Origin of the sequence: Kribbella polygonati, from assembly GCF_050320105.1 — a bacterium.
GTDB lineage: Bacteria > Actinomycetota > Actinomycetes > Propionibacteriales > Kribbellaceae > Kribbella.
Map to the genome: position 1 here is coordinate 1,640,299 of NZ_CP190129.1, position 18,722 is coordinate 1,659,020.

General features: G+C 70.8%; 16 protein-coding genes. 10 read left to right on the forward strand and 6 right to left on the reverse strand.

Translation table 11 applies throughout. The features are described 5' to 3' along the window. Positions 1 to 32: 32 nt before the first annotated feature. The 7 genes from ACQHIV_RS07715 to ACQHIV_RS07745 are packed head-to-tail and all read left to right on the forward strand — an operon-like array spanning position 33 to position 7,823. Positions 33 to 545, forward strand: a complete 513-nt coding sequence (locus tag ACQHIV_RS07715; protein WP_427892777.1) for an NADH-quinone oxidoreductase subunit B family protein — start codon at positions 33 to 35, stop codon at positions 543 to 545. Further along, positions 542 to 2,557: a proton-conducting transporter membrane subunit gene (locus ACQHIV_RS07720; protein WP_427892778.1), complete on the forward strand. Its 2,016-nt coding sequence runs from the start codon at positions 542 to 544 to the stop codon at positions 2,555 to 2,557. Before ACQHIV_RS07715 ends, ACQHIV_RS07720 begins: the two co-directional genes overlap by 4 nt. Next, positions 2,554 to 3,483, forward strand: coding sequence for a respiratory chain complex I subunit 1 family protein (locus tag ACQHIV_RS07725; protein WP_427892779.1), 930 nt, complete (start codon positions 2,554 to 2,556; stop codon positions 3,481 to 3,483). Before ACQHIV_RS07720 ends, ACQHIV_RS07725 begins: the two co-directional genes overlap by 4 nt. Positions 3,484 to 3,488: 5 nt before the next feature. Further along, a complete protein-coding gene (locus tag ACQHIV_RS07730) occupies positions 3,489 to 4,133 on the forward strand; it encodes a hypothetical protein (protein WP_427892780.1) in 645 nt (214 codons plus the stop codon). Beyond that, the gene (locus ACQHIV_RS07735) at positions 4,133 to 6,034 is read left to right on the forward strand and encodes a proton-conducting transporter membrane subunit (RefSeq protein WP_427892781.1); all 1,902 of its coding nucleotides are present in this window, start codon (positions 4,133 to 4,135) and stop codon (positions 6,032 to 6,034) included. Before ACQHIV_RS07730 ends, ACQHIV_RS07735 begins: the two co-directional genes overlap by 1 nt. After that, complete coding sequence (locus tag ACQHIV_RS07740; RefSeq protein WP_427892782.1) at positions 6,031 to 7,539, forward strand: NADH-quinone oxidoreductase subunit C; 1,509 nt, start codon at positions 6,031 to 6,033, stop codon at positions 7,537 to 7,539. The genes ACQHIV_RS07735 and ACQHIV_RS07740 overlap by 4 nt, the downstream gene beginning before the upstream one ends. 20 nt (positions 7,540 to 7,559) lie before the next feature. After that, on the forward strand, positions 7,560 to 7,823 hold the full coding sequence (locus tag ACQHIV_RS07745) for a hypothetical protein (protein WP_427892783.1): 264 nt from the start codon (positions 7,560 to 7,562) through the stop codon (positions 7,821 to 7,823). A gap of 3 nt (positions 7,824 to 7,826) precedes the next feature. Here the strand turns inward: ACQHIV_RS07745 and ACQHIV_RS07750 are convergent, their stop codons facing one another. The 4 genes from ACQHIV_RS07750 to ACQHIV_RS07765 are packed head-to-tail and all read right to left on the reverse strand — an operon-like array spanning position 7,827 to position 13,006. Beyond that, positions 7,827 to 8,999: an acyl-CoA dehydrogenase family protein gene (locus tag ACQHIV_RS07750; protein ID WP_427892784.1), complete on the reverse strand. Its 1,173-nt coding sequence runs from the start codon at positions 8,997 to 8,999 to the stop codon at positions 7,827 to 7,829. An 8-nt stretch (positions 9,000 to 9,007) separates the two neighbouring features. Next, positions 9,008 to 9,784 carry a poly(3-hydroxyalkanoate) depolymerase gene (gene phaZ / locus ACQHIV_RS07755; protein WP_427896422.1) on the reverse strand — a complete coding sequence of 259 codons (777 nt, stop codon included), beginning with the start codon at positions 9,782 to 9,784 and terminating at the stop codon, positions 9,008 to 9,010. Between the two features lie 10 nt (positions 9,785 to 9,794). Then, the gene (locus tag ACQHIV_RS07760; protein WP_427892785.1) at positions 9,795 to 11,507 is read right to left on the reverse strand and encodes a PHA/PHB synthase family protein; all 1,713 of its coding nucleotides are present in this window, start codon (positions 11,505 to 11,507) and stop codon (positions 9,795 to 9,797) included. Positions 11,508 to 11,512: 5 nt separating this feature from the next. Continuing rightward, positions 11,513 to 13,006 carry a long-chain-fatty-acid--CoA ligase gene (locus tag ACQHIV_RS07765; protein WP_427892786.1) on the reverse strand — a complete coding sequence of 498 codons (1,494 nt, stop codon included), beginning with the start codon at positions 13,004 to 13,006 and terminating at the stop codon, positions 11,513 to 11,515. A gap of 133 nt (positions 13,007 to 13,139) precedes the next feature. On the opposite strand from ACQHIV_RS07765, the gene ACQHIV_RS07770 reads away from it, so the two are divergent. After that, complete coding sequence (locus tag ACQHIV_RS07770) at positions 13,140 to 14,288, forward strand: PucR family transcriptional regulator (RefSeq protein ID WP_427892787.1); 1,149 nt, start codon at positions 13,140 to 13,142, stop codon at positions 14,286 to 14,288. Here ACQHIV_RS07770 and ACQHIV_RS07775 read toward each other — a convergent pair. Then, positions 14,224 to 15,141 (reverse strand): LysR family transcriptional regulator, encoded by a 918-nt coding sequence (locus ACQHIV_RS07775; RefSeq protein WP_427892788.1) that lies wholly within the window; start codon positions 15,139 to 15,141, stop codon positions 14,224 to 14,226. The two genes, ACQHIV_RS07770 and ACQHIV_RS07775, sit on opposite strands and share 65 nt — an antisense overlap. A gap of 73 nt (positions 15,142 to 15,214) precedes the next feature. Between ACQHIV_RS07775 and ACQHIV_RS07780 the strand changes: the two genes are divergently transcribed. Both ACQHIV_RS07780 and ACQHIV_RS07785 read left to right on the forward strand, forming a co-directional pair. Further along, positions 15,215 to 15,577, forward strand: coding sequence for a hypothetical protein (locus ACQHIV_RS07780; RefSeq protein ID WP_427892789.1), 363 nt, complete (start codon positions 15,215 to 15,217; stop codon positions 15,575 to 15,577). A gap of 4 nt (positions 15,578 to 15,581) precedes the next feature. Further along, positions 15,582 to 17,117, forward strand: coding sequence for a multicopper oxidase family protein (locus tag ACQHIV_RS07785; protein ID WP_427892790.1), 1,536 nt, complete (start codon positions 15,582 to 15,584; stop codon positions 17,115 to 17,117). Here the strand turns inward: ACQHIV_RS07785 and ACQHIV_RS07790 are convergent, their stop codons facing one another. Continuing rightward, complete coding sequence (locus ACQHIV_RS07790; protein ID WP_427892791.1) at positions 17,118 to 18,713, reverse strand: DUF4139 domain-containing protein; 1,596 nt, start codon at positions 18,711 to 18,713, stop codon at positions 17,118 to 17,120. It abuts the gene before it with no gap. Positions 18,714 to 18,722 lie beyond the last annotated feature (9 nt).

Genomic DNA, 18,722 nt, shown 5'->3' on the forward strand with positions numbered 1-18,722 from the left:
GTCCGTTCACGAGTTGCAGAATTCTTCAATTCATGATCGCATGCATTGCGCATCACGTGGAGGGCGGTTCGTTGAGAGGCCTGTCACGCAAGATCCGGTCGACCGGCCGGGTCGCGGAGTCTGCCCCGGAGCGGGAGCCGGCTCCGGACACCGCGTTCCGCGGCTCCGTGCAGGTCCGGCACGTGGACGCGGGGTCCTGCAACGGCTGCGAGATCGAGATCGGGTCCGCGTTCGGCCCGGTGTACGACGGGGAGCGGTACGGCGCCCGCCTGGTCGCCTCGCCCCGGCACGCCGACGTCCTGCTGGTGACCGGTCCGGTGACGCGGAACATGGCCGAGCCGCTGCGGAAGGCGTACGACGCGACGCCGGCGCCGAAGCGGGTGGTCGCGGTCGGCGACTGCGCGCACGACTGCGGCGTGTTCAAGGGCGGGTACGGCGTCGAGGGTGCCGTCGGCGACGTCATCCCGGTGGACGTCGTCGTCCGCGGCTGTCCGCCGGAGCCGCCGCAGATCATCGCGGCGCTGCGGGACCTGACCGGGCGATGACCATCGGTTTCGCGCTGCTCGGCGTCCTGATCGTCGCCGGGCTCGGGGCGCTCGGAGCTGCTCTGCTCGGTCCGCGTCCGCGCGCCGTCGTCGCGGGCGTGTCCACGACGGTCGTCGGTGCGCTCGGCGTGGTCACCGGCGCGGCCGCACTCAGCGGAGCGACGTACGGCGTCCGAGTCCCGGACCTGTTGCCGTTGAGCGAGGCATCGATCCGGGTGGACGCGCTGTCGGGGGTGTTCTGCGCGTTGGTCGGCGGCGTCGCGGCCGTCGCGGGGCTGTACAGCATCGGCTACACGGACCACGCGGGCGCGCACGGTGCGGGTTCGCGGACCGCGCAGGCGCTGCTGCCGGTGTTCGTCGCCACGATGATCCTGGTGCCGACGGCCGCGAATGTGACGACGTTCCTGGTGCTGTGGGAGCTGATGGCGCTCACGTCACTCGCGCTCGTCCTCGCCGAGCATCGCCTGCGTCCCGAAGTGCGCGAGGCAGGTGTCTGGTACGGCGCGATGACCCACGCCGGGCTCGTGCTGATCCTGCTCGGCCTCGTCCTGTTCGCGGCGAAGGCGGGCGGCGAGTCGTTCGACGCTCTCCGGGCCGCGCAGCTCTCGCCGGCCACGAAGTCGCTCGTGTTCGTGCTGGTGTTCGCCGGTTTCGGGTCCAAGGCCGGTCTGGTGCCGCTGCACGTGTGGTTGCCGCGCGCACATCCCGAGGCGCCGAGCCACGTGTCCGCGCTGATGTCGGCGGCGATGGTGAAGCTCGGGCTGTACGGCGTACTCCGGGTCGGGTTCGACCTGCTCGGCGGCGGCCCGCGCTGGTGGTGGCTGCTCGTCCTGACGGTCGGCGCGCTCTCGGCCGTGTACGGCGTACTCCAGGCCAGCGTCGCCACGGATCTGAAGCGCCTGCTCGGGTACTCGACCACCGAGAACCTCGGGCTCATCATGCTCGCGGTCGGCGCCGGCGGCATGTTCGCGGCCGACGGCAACCGGACGCTCGCGAGCCTGCTGCTGGCCGCCGGTGTGCTGCACGCGGTGAACCACGCCGGCTTCAAGACCTTGCTGTTCTTCGGCGCCGGTTCGGTACTGCGGTCCACCGGCACGCGTGACCTCGACGCGCTCGGCGGGCTGGTGTCGCGGATGCCCGTGACGACCGCGTTGTTCGGCGTCGGCGCACTGGCCGCGGCCGCGCTGCCGCCCGGGAACGGGTTCGTGTCCGAGTGGCTGGTCGTCCAGGGTTTGATCCACGGACTGCCCGGCGCCGACACGGTGGTCGCGGTCGCGATGCCGCTTGCCGTCGGGGTGGTGGCGCTGACCGCGGGGCTCGGCGTGGCGACCTTCGTGAAGGCGTTCGGGGTCGGGTTCCTCGCCCGTCCGCGGACGACGCGCGCGGCCGACGCCACCGAGGCGCCGGCGACCATGAAGGGGGCGATGGTCCTGATCGCCGCCGCATGCGCCGCCCTGGCGATCGTGCCGGCAGCGCTCGGGCCGGCGTTGACCGCCGTACTCGGCACGATGCCCACGGTCCGCGATCAGGACCCCTTGCGTGGCGGCGTGACGCTGCGGCTGGCCGGGATCGCGGGGCGGATGTCGCCACTGCTGATCCTGGCCGGGTTGCTCGTCGCGGCGTTGCTGGTGGTCGTGGTGATCCGGCGCGGGCTGCCGCGTCGGCGGTCGCTCGTCTGGGGTTGTGGCGGGACCCGGCTCGATCCGCGGATGGAGTACACGGCAACGTCGTTCGCGGAGCCGTTGACGCGGGTCTTCGACGACGTACTGCGGCCGGAGTCGGACGTCGACGTCACGCATCACGCGGAGTCGGAGTACCTGATCCAGAGCGTGCAGTACCGGCAGCGGGTCGACGACCGGCTCGAGAACCTGCTGTACCCGCCGGTGCTCGCGGGCGGGCTACGTGCCGGGCGGCTGATCAGCCGGCTGCAGAACGGCAGTGTCCACCGGTACCTCGCGCTCGGCCTGCTCGGGCTGATCGTCGTACTCGTCGTCGTGGGGCTGGTGACATGAGCGCGGTGCTGCAGTTGGTCGTGCTGGTCGTGCTGGCGCCGTACGTCGTGGGGCTGATGCGGCAGGTGCGGGCCGCGCTGGAGGGGCGGGCCGGCGCCGGGATCGGGCAGCCGTGGCGGGACCTGCGGAAGCTGTTCCGGAAGGAGCCGATCTCGCCGGAGGGCTCCAGCTGGGTGTTCGTCGCGGCGCCCGCCGTACTGGCCGCGACCACGTTGGTGATCGCGGCGGTCGCGCCGTTCGTGGCCACCGTGTCGCCGTTGGACGGGGTCGCGGACCTGTTCGCGATCGTCGCGTTGCTGCTGCTCGGGACGGTCGCGCTGGCGCTGGCCGGGTTGGACACCGGTACGGCGTTCGGCGGGATGGGTGCGAGCCGCGAGATCACCGTTGCGGCGTTGGCCGAGCCCACGATCCTGCTGGCCGGGTTCGCGTTGTCGGCCCGGGTCGGGTCGACGAACCTCGCCGCGATCGTTGAGCGGGGCAACCATTCGCCGGGGGACCTGCTGTCGCCCGCGACGTTGCTCGCGGCGGTCGCGCTCGCGGTCGTGGTGATCGCGGAGGCCGGCCGGCTGCCGGTCGACAACCCGTCGACGCACCTCGAGCTGACGATGATCCACGAGGCGATGGTGCTCGAGTACTCCGGGCGCGACCTCGCGCTGGTCGAGTTCGCGTCGGCGCTGCGGCTCACCGTACTGCTCGGGTTGTGGGTCAACCTGTTCGCGCCCTGGGGGATCGCGACGTCCGAGTCGCCGTTGGCGTTGCTCGGCGGCACGGCCGTGTTCGTCGTGAAGGTCGCGGTGGTGGGCGCGGTGCTCGCCGCGGGTGAGGTGTTCATGGCGAAGCTGCGGCTGTTCCGGGTGCCGGAGCTGCTCGCGGGGTCGTTCCTGTTCGGTGTCCTGGCCGTGTCGTCCTCCTTCTTCCTGGCGTGATCGTGATGACCCAATGGCTCTACCTGATCTGCGGCGGCCTGTTGCTGTCGACGGTGCTCGTGCTGTGGCGGCGGGAGTTCGCCGCGATCGTTCGGCTGCTCGTCGTCCAGGGCGTGCTGCTCGGCGCGCTGGCCGGGACACTCGCCGTACGGCTGGACAGCGTCGAGCTCGGCGTGGTCGCGGTCGGCGTACTCGTGCTGAAGGCTGTGGTGGTGCCGGGGATTCTGCGACGCGTGCTGCGGGACAGCGGTGAGGCGCGGGAGACCGAGCCGCTCGTGAACGTGACGGCGTCGATCGTTGCCGCGGCGCTCCTGACGTTGCTCGCGTACGCCGCGAGCCGGCCGATCGTACGGTTGTCGCCGACCGCCGAGACGCACGCGGTGCCGGTCGGGCTGGCGATGGTGCTGATCGGGTTCTTCGTGCTGGTCACGCGGCGGCGGGCGCTGTCGCAGATCGTCGGGTTCCTGCTGCTGGACAACGGGATCGCGACCACCGCGTTCCTGATCACCGGCGGGGTGCCTGGGGTGGTCGAGCTGGCCGTTTCGCTCGACGTACTGCTGGTGGTGCTGGTGCTGCAGGTACTGACCGCGCGGCTGCGGGCCGCGTTCGGCGGGACGGACATCGACGAGCTGCAGGAGTTGCACGACTGATGGACGTTCTGTTGGTGGCGTTGCCGATCGTCGCGCCGGTGGTCGCCGCGGGCGCGGCGCTGGCGATGGGCTGGCGGCGTTCGGTCGCGGTCGGGGCGGTCGTCGCGGCGGCCGTGGTGCTGGCGGTCGGCGTCGGTACGGCGGTGTCGACGGCGGACGGTGGTGCGGTCGAGGCCGGGAGCTGGCTGCGGATCGACGCGCTGTCGGCGGTGCTGCTGATCGTGATCGGGGCGGTCGGGGTGATCGCCACGTGTTGCGGGTTCGGGTACGTCGAGGACGAGTTGGCGGCGGGGCATACGGACGCGGCCGGGGCGCGGAGGTACGGCGTACTCGTGCCGTTGTTCCTCGCGGCGATGGTGCTGGCCGTGGTGGCGAACAACCTCGGGTTGTTGTGGGCCGCGATCGAGGCGACGACGATTGTGACCGCGTTCCTGGTCGGACATCGGGGGTCGCGGCGGTCGTTGGAGGCGACCTGGAAGTACGTGGTGATCTGCTCGGTGGGGATCGCGCTGGCGTATCTCGGGACGGTGCTGGTCAACTACGCGGCGAAGCAGGCCGGGGTCGCGGCGCACGGGACGCTCGACTGGACGGTGCTGGCGGCGCACGCGGGGGAGCTGGACCAGGGGGTGATGCGGCTGGCGTTCGGGTTGCTGGTGCTCGGGTTCGGGACGAAGGCCGGGTTGATCCCGATGCACAGCTGGTTGCCTGACGCGCACAGCCAGGCGCCGGCGCCGGTGTCTGCGTTGATGTCCGGGGTGCTGCTGCCGGTGGCGATCTACGCGCTGGCTCGCTACCGCGTGATCGCGGTCGGCTCGGCGGGGCCTGGCTTCGTGCGGGCGCTGCTGCTGACTGTCGCGATCGCTTCCCTGCTGTTGGCCGCTGGGCTCCTCCTCGCCCAACGCGACTACAAACGCCTGCTTGCCTACTCCAGCATCGAACACATGTCGCTGGCTGCCATCGGCTTGGCAATCGGTACGCCGCTGGCGGTCGCCGCCACGCTCCTCCACATCATCGGCCACGGTCTCACCAAGTCCGTCCTGTTCTGCACAGCCGGCGAGATCCTCAACCGTGAACACACCACCCGAATCGCCTCCGTCCAAGCCCTCTTCACCCGCGCCCCACTCCTGGCAGGCCTCTTCACCACCGGCCTGATAGCCCTCCTCGGCCTCCCACCCTTCAGCCTCTTCGCCAGCGAACTCTCCCTCCTCCGAGCCGGCCTCAACGCCCACCTCCTCTGGCCCATGGCCGCAGTCCTCCTACTCCTCCTGGTCGCCTTCACCGCCATAACCACCAAATCCACAACCCTCCTCCTCGGTGGAAAGCTGACAGGTGCTGCCACACCCGCGGCCGGTGCAGCGGCTAGCACGCCGCCCGACAGCAGTACGCCGACCGCGCCAGGCGCGACCGCGCTCGCGCCGGCGGCGCCCCCCAGCGGAGAAGCTCCTGCGGTGCGGGGCGTTACCGCTGCGTCCGCCGTAGGTGCTACGCCGGACGCGCACGAGCAGGCGCCCGCCTCTCCTGCGGCCGCCGTTCCTGCGGCTTCGGTCGGTTCCATCGTGCCGGCGCCTTCGAGCGCCCCTGGCGGAGGAGTCCCCGCAGCGCGGGGCGTTTCCGCTGCGTCCGCCGTAGGTGCTACGTCGGATGCGCACGTGACGCCCGCGGGCGCCGTTCCTGCGGCTTCGGTCGGTTCCATCGTGCCGGCGCCTTCGAGCGCCCCTGGCGGAGGAGTCCCCGCAGCGCGGGGCGTTTCCGGCTCGGCCGCCGCCGGGGCGGAGGGTTTGCGGTGGGTTGTGCTTGTTCCTTTGGTGGTGGGGTTGGTTTTGGTGGGGGTTTTGGGGGTTGTGGGGTGGCCGTTGGGGCGGTTGCTGGGTGTGGCTGGGGCGATTGTGGGGGTTCGATGAGTGTGGATGTGCGGACCTACCGGAATCGGCGGCAGGTGGGTGTGAGTGCGGTGGGGCTGGGGGAGCGGGCCGCGGGGTTGCTGGGGGACGGGTACCGGTTGGCGTTGGTGTCGGGGCAGGACGACGGGGACGTGTTCCGGGTTGTTTACCTGTTCGTGGCGGGGCGGCCCGATCGGCGGGTCGAGTTGGTGGTGACGGTGCCGCGGGACGCGCCGCGGATCCCGAGTCTGGCGGGGTTGTCGTTCCCGGCGGGGCGGTTCGAGCGGGAGCTGCACGACCTGTTCGGCATCGAGGCGATCGACCACCCGCTGCCGCGGCGTCTCGTCCTGCATCAGCACTGGCCCGAGAACTGGTACCCGCTCCGCCGCGACGCCGGGGACCCGCCCGCGTTCGGCGACATCGACGAGCCGTACCCGTTCCTGACCGTCGACGGCACCGGCGTGTACGAGATCCCGGTCGGCCCGATCCACGCCGGCCTGATCGAGCCCGGGCACTTCCGGTTCTCCGTCGTCGGCGAGACCATCCTGAAGCTCAAGGCCCGCCTCTGGTTCGTGCACAAAGGCATCGAGAAACTTGCCGAGGGCAAACTCCTGGCCGATGTCCTCCCGCTCGCCGAACGCGTTTCCGGCGACACCACCGTCGGCCACGCGCTGGCGTTCTGCCTCGCCGTCGAGGAGGCCCGCGACTGGGTCGTACCACCAGAGGCCCAGACCGTCCGCGCCGTACTGCTCGAACTCGAACGCCTCTACAACCACGTCACCGACATCGGTGCCCTGTGCAACGACGTCGGCTACGGCATCGCGAACGCCCACGCCCAGCGCATCCGCGAACAGCTCCTCCGCCTGAACAAGGCAACCACCGGCCACCGCCTGCTCCGCGGGGCGGTCGCCCCCGGCGGCGTCCGCGTCCAGAGCCTCCCGACGATCGAAGCCCTGACGGCGATCGCCGCCGACATCCAGGAGGTCGTCGACATCGCGCTCGCGAACAGCGTCGTCCGCGACCGGATGACCGGCACCGCGATCCTGACGCCGGACCAGGCCCGCGACATCGGCACCCTCGGGTACGTCGCCCGCGCCAGCGAGCTGGACCGGGACGCGCGCCGCGATCACCCGTTCACCCCACTGACTGCCGGTGTACGACCGGCCGCCCACACCGGCGGCGACGTACTCGCCCGGCTCCTCACCCGTCTGGACGAGATCCACGCCTCGGTCGCCCTGATCGGCGAACTGCTCGCCACCCGCCCGCCGCTGAGCGCCGAGACCGCCAAGCCGAGCTGGCTCGCGGCCGGCCGCTCGTCCGGTGCCGGACTGGTCGAGGGCTGGCGAGGTACGATCGCGCACCGGATCGAGTTCGGCCCGGACGGCACCGTGTCCCGGCTGAAGATCGTCGACCCGTCGTTCTTCAACTGGCCGGCGCTCCCGGTCGCCCTCGCGGACACGATCGTGCCGGACTTCCCCCTGACCAACAAGAGCTTCAACCTCTCCTACGCTGGGAACGACCTGTGAAACGCCGTCAGCCCAAACCGATGAAGATCGAGACCGTCCAGAAGTGGGTCGCGTCGGTGATCCTGTTCCACGTCGGCAGTGTCCCGGCGGTGTCGCTGGCCGTGTACAGCATCGGCTTCGCCGACCACGACCGCGGCCGGGGGATCGGCCTGTGGCTGATGTCCGGCGTGATCGGTCTGGCCACGGTCGCCGGCATGCGGCTCATCCACCGCCGCAACCCGCTGTCGCTGTGGCTGCTGTTCGGCATCCTCCCGACCGTGGTCACCGGCTTCTGGATGTTCTGAGGTTCAGGCGAACGCCGACAGTCCGGTGATGGAGCGGCCGACGATCAGCGTGTTCATCTCGCGGGTGCCTTCGTAGGAGTAGATGGCCTCGGCGTCGGCGACGTACCGGCCGACGTTGTGTTCGAGCAGGATGCCGTTGCCGCCGAGGAGTTCGCGGGCGAAGCCGACGGTCTCGCGCATCCGGGTGGTGCAGAAGGCCTTCGCGAGGGACGCGTGCTCGTCGTACGCGACGCCGCCGTCCTGCAGCTGCGACAACCGGGCGCACAGCGTCGCGGAAGCGGTCGTGTTCGCGAGCATCTTCACGAGCAGGTCCTGGACGAGCTGGAAGCCGGCGATCGGCCGCCCGAACTGCTCCCGGTCCCGCGCGTACGCGAGCGCGTTCCGATACGCGCCGCGCGCACACCCGACCGACATCCACGCGACCCCGGCCCGCGTCATCAGCAGGACCTTCGCGGTGTCGCGGAACGAGTTCGCCCGCGTCAGCCGGTTCGCCTCCGGCACGCGGACGTCGTCCAGCGTGATCAGCGCGTTCTGTACGACGCGCAGCGCCATCTTGTCCTCGAGCTTCGACGTACTGAAGCCGGGCGTGTCCTTCTCGACCACGAACCCCTTCACCTGACCGTCCTCGACGTCCCGCGCCCAGATCACCGTCAGGTCCGCGAACGTCGCGTTCCCGATCCACTTCTTCTGCCCGTTCAGCACCCAGGTGTCGCCGTCGCGCCGGGCCGTCGTCTGCAGCCCGCGGGATGCTCCGGACCCGACGTCGGGCTCGGTGAGCCCGAACGCGCCGATCAGCTCCAGCCGCGCCATCGCCGGCAGCCACCGCTGTTTCTGCTCCTCCGAGCCGCACAGGTAGATCGACCCCATCGACAGCCCGCTGTGGACGCCGAAGAACGTCGCGATCGACGGGTCCGCCGTACTGAGCTCCATCGCGATCAGCCCGTCGAGCAGGAAGCTCCGGCCGGGGCAGCCGTACCCCTCGTACGGTGTGCCGACGATGCGCAGGTCGCGGAGCGCCGGGAGCAGCTCGAACGGGAACGCGGCCTGGGTCCAGTAGTCGTTGATGATCGGCGCCACCTGCTTGTCGCCGAACTCGCGGACCGCGTGCAGCCGCTCGCGGTCGTGCTGGTCGAGCAGCAGTTCGAGGCCGTAGAAGTCGATCGGGTCGGTGGTCATGAGCGTTCCTATCGGTCCAGGAAGTCGGTGATGATCGGCACCAGGGCGGGTGCCTCGGTGACGAGCTCGACGTGCCCGCCGCGGTAGATGTGCAGTTCGGCGTTCGGGATCAGGCCGGCCAGGACGCGGCCGTTGACGACCGGCACGATCGGGTCGTCGTCGCCGGTCAGGACGAGCGTCGGCTGCCGGATCAGCGGCAGGAACGGCAGGCTCGTCCAGCACGCCCCCGCGGCCAGCTGGTAGAGGTACCCGCGCCGCGAGCCCGCGCGGACCTGCCGCCCGAAGACGGTCCGGATCGCGTCCGAGTGCTTGCGGGCGCTGCCGCCGTACAGGTAGCCCGCCATCCCGGCCGCGTACGACGGATCGCCGAAGCGTCGCGGCGTCACCATCTTGACCAGCGTGCTCGGGCGTCCGGGCACCATCAGTACGCCGGTCCCGGTGCTGACGAGCACGAGCCGCCGTACCAGCCGCCGGTACTGGAACGCCAGCTGCTGCGCGAGCGCCCCGCCCCAGGACAGGCCGAGTACGTCGACCTCGCGGTAGCCGAGCTCCGCCAGCAGCCGCTCGACGATCCCCGCCAGCCGAGGGATCCCGTCCGGGAGGAGCCCGGCCGGCGAACCGCCCACGCCTGGTACGTCGAAGCGGATCACGATGCGGTCGAGCTCGTCCACGACCGGCTGCAATACCTCAAGTCCCGCCCCGATCCCACAACACAGGACGAGGGGCGTACGACGTGGGTCCCCGGGCCGCACGTCGTACCGGATCTGCCGTCCCGCGACGGTCATCAGCTCCACGTCACGACTCCCGCACGTAACTACCCGGCGCGTCCTCGAGCGGCTCCAACCCGGCCCCACCCAGCGTTTCCGGCGCCGCCTTCATCCGCCCGCTCCGCGCCCCGAGCCACCCCACGTAGTCCACCCACCACGACCCCTGCTCGGTAGTGGCCGTACGCAACCAATCGTCGGAGTTCTGGGGGTTCGAATCATTTACCTGATACGTAGCCTTCGGATTCCCCGGAGGGTTGACCATGGAGGCGATGTGCCCCGCCGTGGAGAGCACGAAGCGGCTGTCGCTGCCGAGCAGCTGGGTGCTGCGGTAGCAGGACTGCCAGGGGCAGATGTGGTCGGTGATGCCCGCGACGACGTAGGACGGTGTGGTGACTTTCGAGAGGTCGACGGGGGAGCCGAGCATCGTCGCGGCGCCTGGTTCGGTGAGCGCGTTCGACATTGCTTGCTCGACGAAGCCGCGGTGCAGGGCGGCCGTCATCCGGGTGGTGTCGGCGTTCCAGAACAGTACGTCGAAGGCTGCCGGAGTGCGTCCTTGGAGGTAGTTGTTGACCCAGTAGTTCCAGATCAGGTCGGTCGGGCGCAGCCAGGCGAAGACCTCGGCCAGCGCGCGGCCGTCCAGGAAGCCCTTGGAGGCCGACGAGGCGATGGCGGCGGCGGCCATGCGTTCGTCGAGGGCCGCCGAGGCGAGGCCCGCGCGGCTCTGGTCCAGGACGGAGACCGCGAGCGTGAACGTCGCGACCCGGTCCAGTTCACCGCGGTCGGCGAGGTGGCCGAGGAGCATCGAGGCGAGGATCCCGCCTGAGCAGGTCGCGAACAGGTGGGTGGAGTGGGTGCGGGTGATGCGGCGTACGGCGTCCATCGCGTCGAGGATCGCGGCGCCGTACGTGTCGAAGTCCCAGTCGCGGTGGCGGGCGTCGGGGTTGCGCCAGGAGATCGTGAAGACCTGCTGGCCCTGCTGGACGAAGTACTCGACCATGCTGCGGCCGGGGGCGAGGTCGACGACGTAGTACTTGTTGATGACCGGCGGGACGATCAGCAAGGGGGTGGTGCGGACCTTGCCGGTTTGCGGGGTGTACTGGATCAGCTCCAGGACCTCGTTGCGGAAGACGACCGCGCCGGGGGTGACGGCGAGGGTCTTGCCGACCTCGAACGCCGTGGCGTCGACCATGCTCGGGACGCGTGGGGCGGTGGAGAGGTCGCGGATCAGGTTGCGGGCGCCGGCCACCGTGCTCAGGCCGGCGGTGTCGATCAGCGCCTTCCAGGTGGACGGGTTGATCACCGGGTTGTTGCTCGGGGCAAGGGCTTCGACGAGGTTGTCGACGACGAAGGTCATCCGTTGCTTGTCCCGCCAGTTCAGCTCGGCGTCGGACGGGAGGGCCTCGGCGGTCTCGGCGGCGGCCAGGTAGGCCTGGACGATGCGGCGGAGAACCGGGTTCTGCGTCCAGGCCGGGTCGGCGAACCGGCGGTCGCGGCGGGACGGGGCGCGCTCGGAGTGCCCGATCGCGATCTGCCCGAGCTCCCCGGCCAGCTGCGTCGCCCGGTGCCCGAGCGTCCGCGGCCGGGCGGCGAGCCCACTCGCCATCCGTGCCCACGCCGCGTTCGGCGCGAACCGCCGCAAGGGCCCGACCGCCGCGCTGGTGAGCAGCAGGTCGAGGGGCGCAGCCAGGTCGTCGGCCGTCCCCGGCGCCGCCCCCGCCGACCGGGCGGATCGCGTCGTCACCCCGCTCACTGGAGGGCTCCTTCCGGGACGACCACGTCGCGGCGCTGGATCTTGCCGGTCGGGCCCTTCGGGAGGCCGTCGACGATCCAGACGGCGCGCGGGTACTTGTACGCCGCGATCCGGCCCTTCACGAAGTCGCGCAGTTCCTCGGGGGTCGCCGTCGTACCGTCCTTCAGGGCGACCGCGGCGCCGATCTCCTCGCCGAGGGACGGGTGCGGGATGCCGACCACGGCCGCCTCGGCGACGGCCGGGTGTTCGTACAGGACCTCCTCGACCTCGCGCGGGTACACGTTGTAGCCGCCGCGGATGAGCAGGTCCTTCTTGCGGTCGACGATGTAGAAGTAGCCGTCCTCGTCCTGGCGGGCCATGTCGCCGGTGCTCAGCCAGCCGTCCGCGTCGATCGTGGCCGCGGTCTCCGCGGGCTTGTTCCAGTAGGACTTCATCACGTTGTGGCCGCCGATCTGGATCTCGCCGATGTCACCAGGCTGCACCGGCTTGCGCTCCTCGTCGACGACCCGCATCCGGACGCCCTCGATCGGCGTACCGATCGAACCGGGTTTGCGGACCGCGTTCGGGTGGTTGAACGACGCCACCGGCGAGGTCTCGGACAGCCCGTAGCCCTCCAGGATGATGCAGCCGAACGCCTCCTCGAACCCGCGCAGCACCTCGACCGGGAGCGCCGCGCCGCCGGAGACGCAGGTGCGCAGGGTGCCCACGTCGTACTGCGTGCGGTCCGGGACGCCGAGCATCGCGGCGTACATGGTGGGGACGCCCTCGAAGATCGTCACCTTGTCGCGCTGGATCACCTCCAGGGCCTTGGCGGGGGAGAAGCGCGGGATCAGCGTCAGCGTGGCGCCGTTCGCGATCGCGGCGTTCAGGCCGCAGGTCAGGCCGAAGACGTGGAACAGCGGCAGGCAGCCCATCACCACGTCGTCCGGGCCGATCAGGATCAGCGTGCGAGCGGTGACGGCCTGGTTCGTGTTCAGGCCGGCGTGGGTCAGTTCGGCGCCTTTCGGGCGGCCGGTGGTGCCGGAGGTGTAGAGGATGACCGCGGTGTCGTCGCCGTCGCGGCTGGCCGGGTTCGCGAGCGGGCGGCGTACGGCGACCTGCTCCCGGAACTCGCCCGGCACGACCGGGACGAGCTGGGCGCCGGCCTCCGTCGCCTCCGCTGTCACCTCGTGCCAGGCGAACAGCACCTTCGCGCCGGAGTCGCCGAGGTAGTACTCGACCTCGCGCCGCTTCAGCAGCGGATTCATCGGTACGGCGACCGCGCCGGCCCGGAGGATCCCGTAGAAGATCATCGCGAACTCCGGGACGTTCGGCAGCATCAGCCCGACCCGGTCGCCGGGCCGGACGCCGTACTCCTGCAGGAGCGTGGCCACGCGGGAGGCCGCGTCGTCGAGGGCGGTGTAGCTCAGGACGTCGTCGTCCAGGCGGATTGCGGCGTGGTCCGGGTACATGGCGGCGGACTCGGACAGGTTCAGGCTGAGGTTGGTCATCGCGGACTCCGGGGTGGTCGGCTTTGCTGTACCTCCAAGATCGGGCGCCTGCTTCCTGAAGGCGATGGGGCGGCGACCAACGTCACGGCGCTGCGGGTGTGCGCACGAACAACGGGGCTCATATGCTCCGAGGATGAGTGCACTCGACGGGCTGGTGGGCCGGATGACTGCGCGGGCGGACGAGTTGAGTGAGGCGATGGCCTCGCGGATCGAGGCTGAGATCGAGTTCTACCGTGACGGCGGGCTGGTGCCGCACGAGGCGTTGCGGGCGTCGTGCGCGGCGAACTTCCGGTACATGCTGGAGTCGCTGGGCGGTACCAGTTCCGATCCGGTGTCGGCGCGCGAGACGGGGCGGTTGCGTGCCGAGCAGGGGGCTCCGCTCGCGGACGTGATGGCGGCGTACCGGGTCGGCACGCGGTACCTGTGGGACGCGGTGCTCGCCGAGGCGGCGTCGGCGGGGCTGACGGACCAGGTCGTCGTGGAGGCGTCGAGCCGGCTGTGGCAGGTGCAGTCGACGTACACCGACGCGATGACGGACGCGTACCGCGACGTACAGTCCCGGCGCCTGCTCGCCCAGGATCAGGAGCGGTCCGCGCTCGTCGAGGCACTCCTCGAAGGACGGATGCCGGGCGGCGGCACGGTCTGGGAAGCGGCCGAGCTGCTGCGGCTCCCCTACAAAGGCCCGTTCGTCGTGGTGGCCGCCGCCGTACCCGAGGTCGGGCGGCAAGCGCTCCCCGCCGCCGAGGAGCGGCTCCGCGCGGTCGGGCTCGCGTCGGCGTGGCGGCTGCTGCCGGAGCTGCAGATCGGCGTCGTCGCGGTGCCGTCCGGGCGGCTCGGCGTACTCGTCGACCTGCTCGGCAAGTCTGCTACTGGCAAGGTGGGCATCAGCCCGCCGTACGACGAGCTCGACGGGACCGGCCAGGCCGTCCGGTTCGCCCGCGTGGCGCTGGCCGGGCCGAGCACGGTCACGTTGTTCGACGAGTCGCCGCTGACGATGGTGGCCGCGGCGGCACCGGACGTGATGCAGTACTTCGTCCACAAGGTGCTCGGCGGCCTCGACGACCTCGCGCCCGACGACCGCGAAGTACTGCTCGACACGCTGTCCGCCTGGTCCACCCACAACGGCTCCGCGACCGAGACCGGCGAACACCTGTACTGCCATCCGAACACCGTCCGGCACCGCCTCCACCGGATCGAGGAACGCACCGGCCGATCCCTCACCGACCCACGCGCGGTAGCCGAACTCCTGCTGGCTCTGGAGGCGTCCAGGGCCAAGTCGTGATCGCGGTCCGCATCAGCTGGGCGGCTGTCGACAGGGTGGCGTCTGCGCTCCAGAGCAACGACAGGGTACGGCGGCACTCCGGGTGGTCGACGGGGGTCGCGGCGACCGGGTAGTCGGGCATCGTCCGGCGGGCGAAGTCCGGGTTGAAGCCGATGCCGAGGCCGGAGCGGATCAGCTCCTGGATCGCGGCAGCCTCGTCGCTCTCGCAGACGATCCGCGGTGTCAGACCGGTCTCCGCGAACAGCCGGTCGAGCAGCCAGCGTTGCCATTGGCCCTTGCGCGCGATCACGAACGGCTCGTCGGCGAGGTCCTCGACCTGCAGGGACTGCCGTTGCGCGAACGGGTGGTCGAGGTGCGTCACCACCAGCACCGGTTCGTCGAGCAGTACGGCGGACCGGAGCCCGGCGGACGGGATCGGCTGGGACGCGACGCAGAGGTCGACGTCCTGCGCGCGGAGCCGGCGTGGCATGTCCTCGGCCGGGAGCTGCAGCAGCTCGATCTCGATCGTCGGGTGCGCGCGTTTGAAGGCCGCGATCGGCTCGGTCAGCGCGAGGAACGTCTCGGCCGCGAGCCGGACGCTGCCCGCTCCTTGTTCGGTCGCTTCGGCGACGGCGCGCTGCCCGGCGTCGAGCTCGCCGAGTGCGCGTTCGACGTACCCCCGGAAGAGGGCACCGGCCGGGTTCAGCCGGAGGCGGTTCGTGCGGTCGAACAGCGGCGTACCGAGTTCGCTCTCCAGGCGGGCGATCGTCCGGCTGAGGGACGGCTGCGCGACGTGCAGTTCGTCGGCGGCGCGGCTGAGGTGTTCGAGGCGGGCGACCACGACGAACTGGCGGAGCGTGGTGAGGTCCATCATGCGTCTCCGGTCATAACGGGATAGCGATATTGGTCTTGGACTCTCATAACGGCTGAATCATAGTGTCAGCGCCATGATCAAGGTGTTGCGCGGGATGGTCACAGCGCATCTGGTGGTGGTCTTCGGGCAACCGGTGTTCGCGGGCGTTTATCTGAGCGGGGACTTCGACGGGCTCCGCCTGCACGCGCTCGGCGCGGACGTCGTCACGTCGATCGGGTACCTGCAGCTGATCGTTGCTGTCGTGCTGTGGATCCGGCGGCGGCAGGTGTGGCCGTTCCTGGCGTCGCTGGGGGTGGTGGCCGCCGAGACGGTGCAGTACTTCGCGGGGCAGGACGGGGCGTTGTGGTTGCACCTGCCGCTCGGAGTGGTGACGGTCGCGGCGGTGGCGATGATGTTCGTCGCGGTGTGGCGGCGGCCGGAGGTCGAGCATGCCTGAGCGGATGAGCCGTCGACGGCTGCTGGGGATCAGCGGCGCGCTCGGGGTGGTCGCGGCGGGTGGGTTGTCGACGGCGGCCGCGCTGTCGCGGCGTCCGGCGATGACGGGTGCCGTACTGCGGAGCGCCGTACCGCTGCCGCCGGCGTACCAGGTGCCGCTGCCCGTGCCGCCGGTCCTGTCCGGGGCCGATCGGTACGACGTCGTACAGCGGGTGGTGGACCAGGAGATCCTGCCCGGCGTGCGGACCCGGTTGTGGACGTACGGCGGGACGTTCCCGGGGCCGACGTTCGAGACGCGGCGAGGGCGGCCGATCACGGTTGCCCACCGCAACGAGTTGCCGGTGCCGTCGGTGGTGCACCTGCACGGCGGCCGGACGCCGGCCGCGTCCGACGGCTATCCGACCGATCTCGTGCTCCCGGCCGGATGGAACGACATGGGGCACGGGATGCACGACCCGCGAGCGGTGCCGAGCGAGGTCACGCGGGTGTATACGTATCCACTCGACCAGCGGCCGGCGATGCTCTGGTACCACGACCACCGGATGGACTTCACCGCGCCGGCCGTCTGGCGCGGGCTGGCCGGGATGCACATCGTCCGCGACGACGCCGAGGACGCGCTCGGCCTGCCGGCCGGCGTACACGAGCTGCCGCTGCTGATCGCGGACCGGGCGTTCGCTGCGGACGGATCGTTGGACTACCCATCGATCGATCCCTCGCTGATGATGCGGCCGGGAGTCGAAGAGACTTATGTCGCGGGGGTTCTCGGTGACGTGGTGCTGGTCAACGGCGCGCCCTGGCCGGTGCACGAGGTCGACGCGGTCCGGTACCGGCTGCGGATCCTGAACGCCTCGAACGCACGGCACTACGACCTTGAGGCGGTTCTCGACGACGGGCGCCGCCTCGACCTGGTCCAGATCGGCGCCGACCAAGGGCTGCTGCGCGCACCCGTCACGCACCGGAACCTGCCGATCGCGCCCGCCGAGCGGTACGACGTGATCCTCGACTTCGGCCGGATCCCGGTCGGCGCACGAGTACGGATCGTGAACCGGCTGGGCTCCGGGCGGACGCGCGACGTACTCGCGTTCCACGTCGTACGGAAGGCTGTCGACCCGAGCCGGATCCCGGACGTGCTGTCGGACGATCTACCGGAGTGGAAGCGGGAGGACGCCGTCCGGGTGCGGGACTTCTCGTTCCGGGCCGGGCGGATGGGGGACGGGCACGGGTGGCTGATCGGCGGGCAGCCGTTCGCGCCGGACCGTACGGATGTCACCACCCGGCTCGGTGATGTGGAGATCTGGAGGCTGGTGGCTGACGTCCACCATCCCGTCCACCTGCATCTGGCCGGGTTCCGGATCCTGTCGCGCGGCGGCGGCGATCCGCTGCCACACGACGCCGGCCTGAAGGACACCGTGTCGCTCCGGCCGGGGGAGTCCGCCGAACTGATCACCCGCTTCGACGGCTACCGCGGCCGGTACTTGTTCCACTGCCACAACGCCGAACACGAGGACATGGGCATGATGGCGAACCTGGAGGTCGTCTGACTACTCGCGCCAGCCGGTCAGGTCGAGGGCCTTGGCGGTGTCGACGCGGAAGCCGAGTTTGATCACGGACTCGGCGCCGGCGGCGAGGTCGAGTTTCCAGGTGAGGACGCCGAGGTCGGTGGTCTCGGCCGGCTGCGGGTCGGCGGTGATCGGCTTGACCGTGATCTCGTGGTCGCGGGCGACCGGGAGCTGGTCGAGGACGGTGATCTTGGCCTGGCGGGGCGTGTGGTTCTCGATCCGGGTCTCGTACTCGACCTGCCGGCGGCGCGTGGAGCCGAGCGTCGCCTTGGACGCTTCGCGGCGTACGAGCTTGCGCTCCACACGGATGCGGTCGTCGAGGCCGAGTGCCAGCTCGACGTCCTCGCCCGGTGCCCACAGCGGAAGGGCCGCCGAGCCGACGAAGTCAGCCTCGTGGAACACGGACGCCTTGCCGGCCGGGAAGGTGTGGTCGGAGGAGTTGACCACGGTCGCGCGCAGGTGGACGTCGGTGGAGCGGGCGGGTGCGGCGACGTAGTCCAGCTGAGCGTCGAGATCGAGCACGGCAATAGTCGCCCGGTGCGACGCGCGGTCGGCGGGCACGGCGACGGGCCGCGGCGGAGTGTACGTCGCCGCGGTCACCCCCTGCTCGACCGCTGCGGTGAGGTCCGTGAGCGCCGACTGCTCGTGCACCGTCCCCGAGAACTCGTCCGCATCGAAGGCTGCTCGCTCGCGTCGATCGGCCTGCATCGCGAAGCTCGCAACAGCACCCGGGGCGCGCGGCGCCGCCGATACCGGCACCGGCGGGCGGAAGCGGTCGAGGAACCACGGGTCCAGCTCCGGCACCTTCGCGGTCACCGTCGGCCGCGCCGTCGACAGCGTCAAGTCGCACTCCGGCCAGTCCTCGCCGGTGTACTGCGTGATCAGCCCGTACCAGCTCAACGTCAACCGATCACCCTGCAACCGCACGTCGTACGTGCTGCTCCACCCGGCCATCGGAACGACGTACGACACCTCGATCTCGACGTCCGCCTCGGCCGCCAGCTCCAGCCCGACCGCGGCCGCCTGACGGTCCGGCATCACCTGCTCGCGCAGGGCCGTGAGCCGACGGTCGACCGCCCCGAACCGCTGCTCGGCCTCGCGGCGTTGGGCGGCCAACTCCCGGCGCTTCGCCCGTACGGCGGCCAACCGCCCGGCCAGCGACTCCGTGAACCCGCCCAGCTCCCCGTCGGACTCACCGGAAGCCAACGCCCTGGCGAAGCTGCCACCCGCCCGCTTCGCCAACTGCCCGAGAAACCCGTCCAGCTGCGCCTGGACGTCGTCCGCATCCACGAGCGCGGCAACAGCCTCCTGCGCCTCGTACCACGACCGCTCGACCTCCGCGACCGTCTCGTCCGGCGCCTGTGGATGATGCCGCTTCACCAGATCCACCCCGAGCACGGTCGCGGGCCCGCGCCCGGACACCCGCACACTGTCACTCTCCAACGACAACGGCAGCGGCTCGACGTACACGGTCCGATCCCCACCCGGCACGGAAATCACCCCGCGCCGCGTCACCCGAGCCCGATCCGGATAAACAGTCACGGCGACTATCGGCGCATCCACCACGAGTTCGGTCATGCTGTCGAG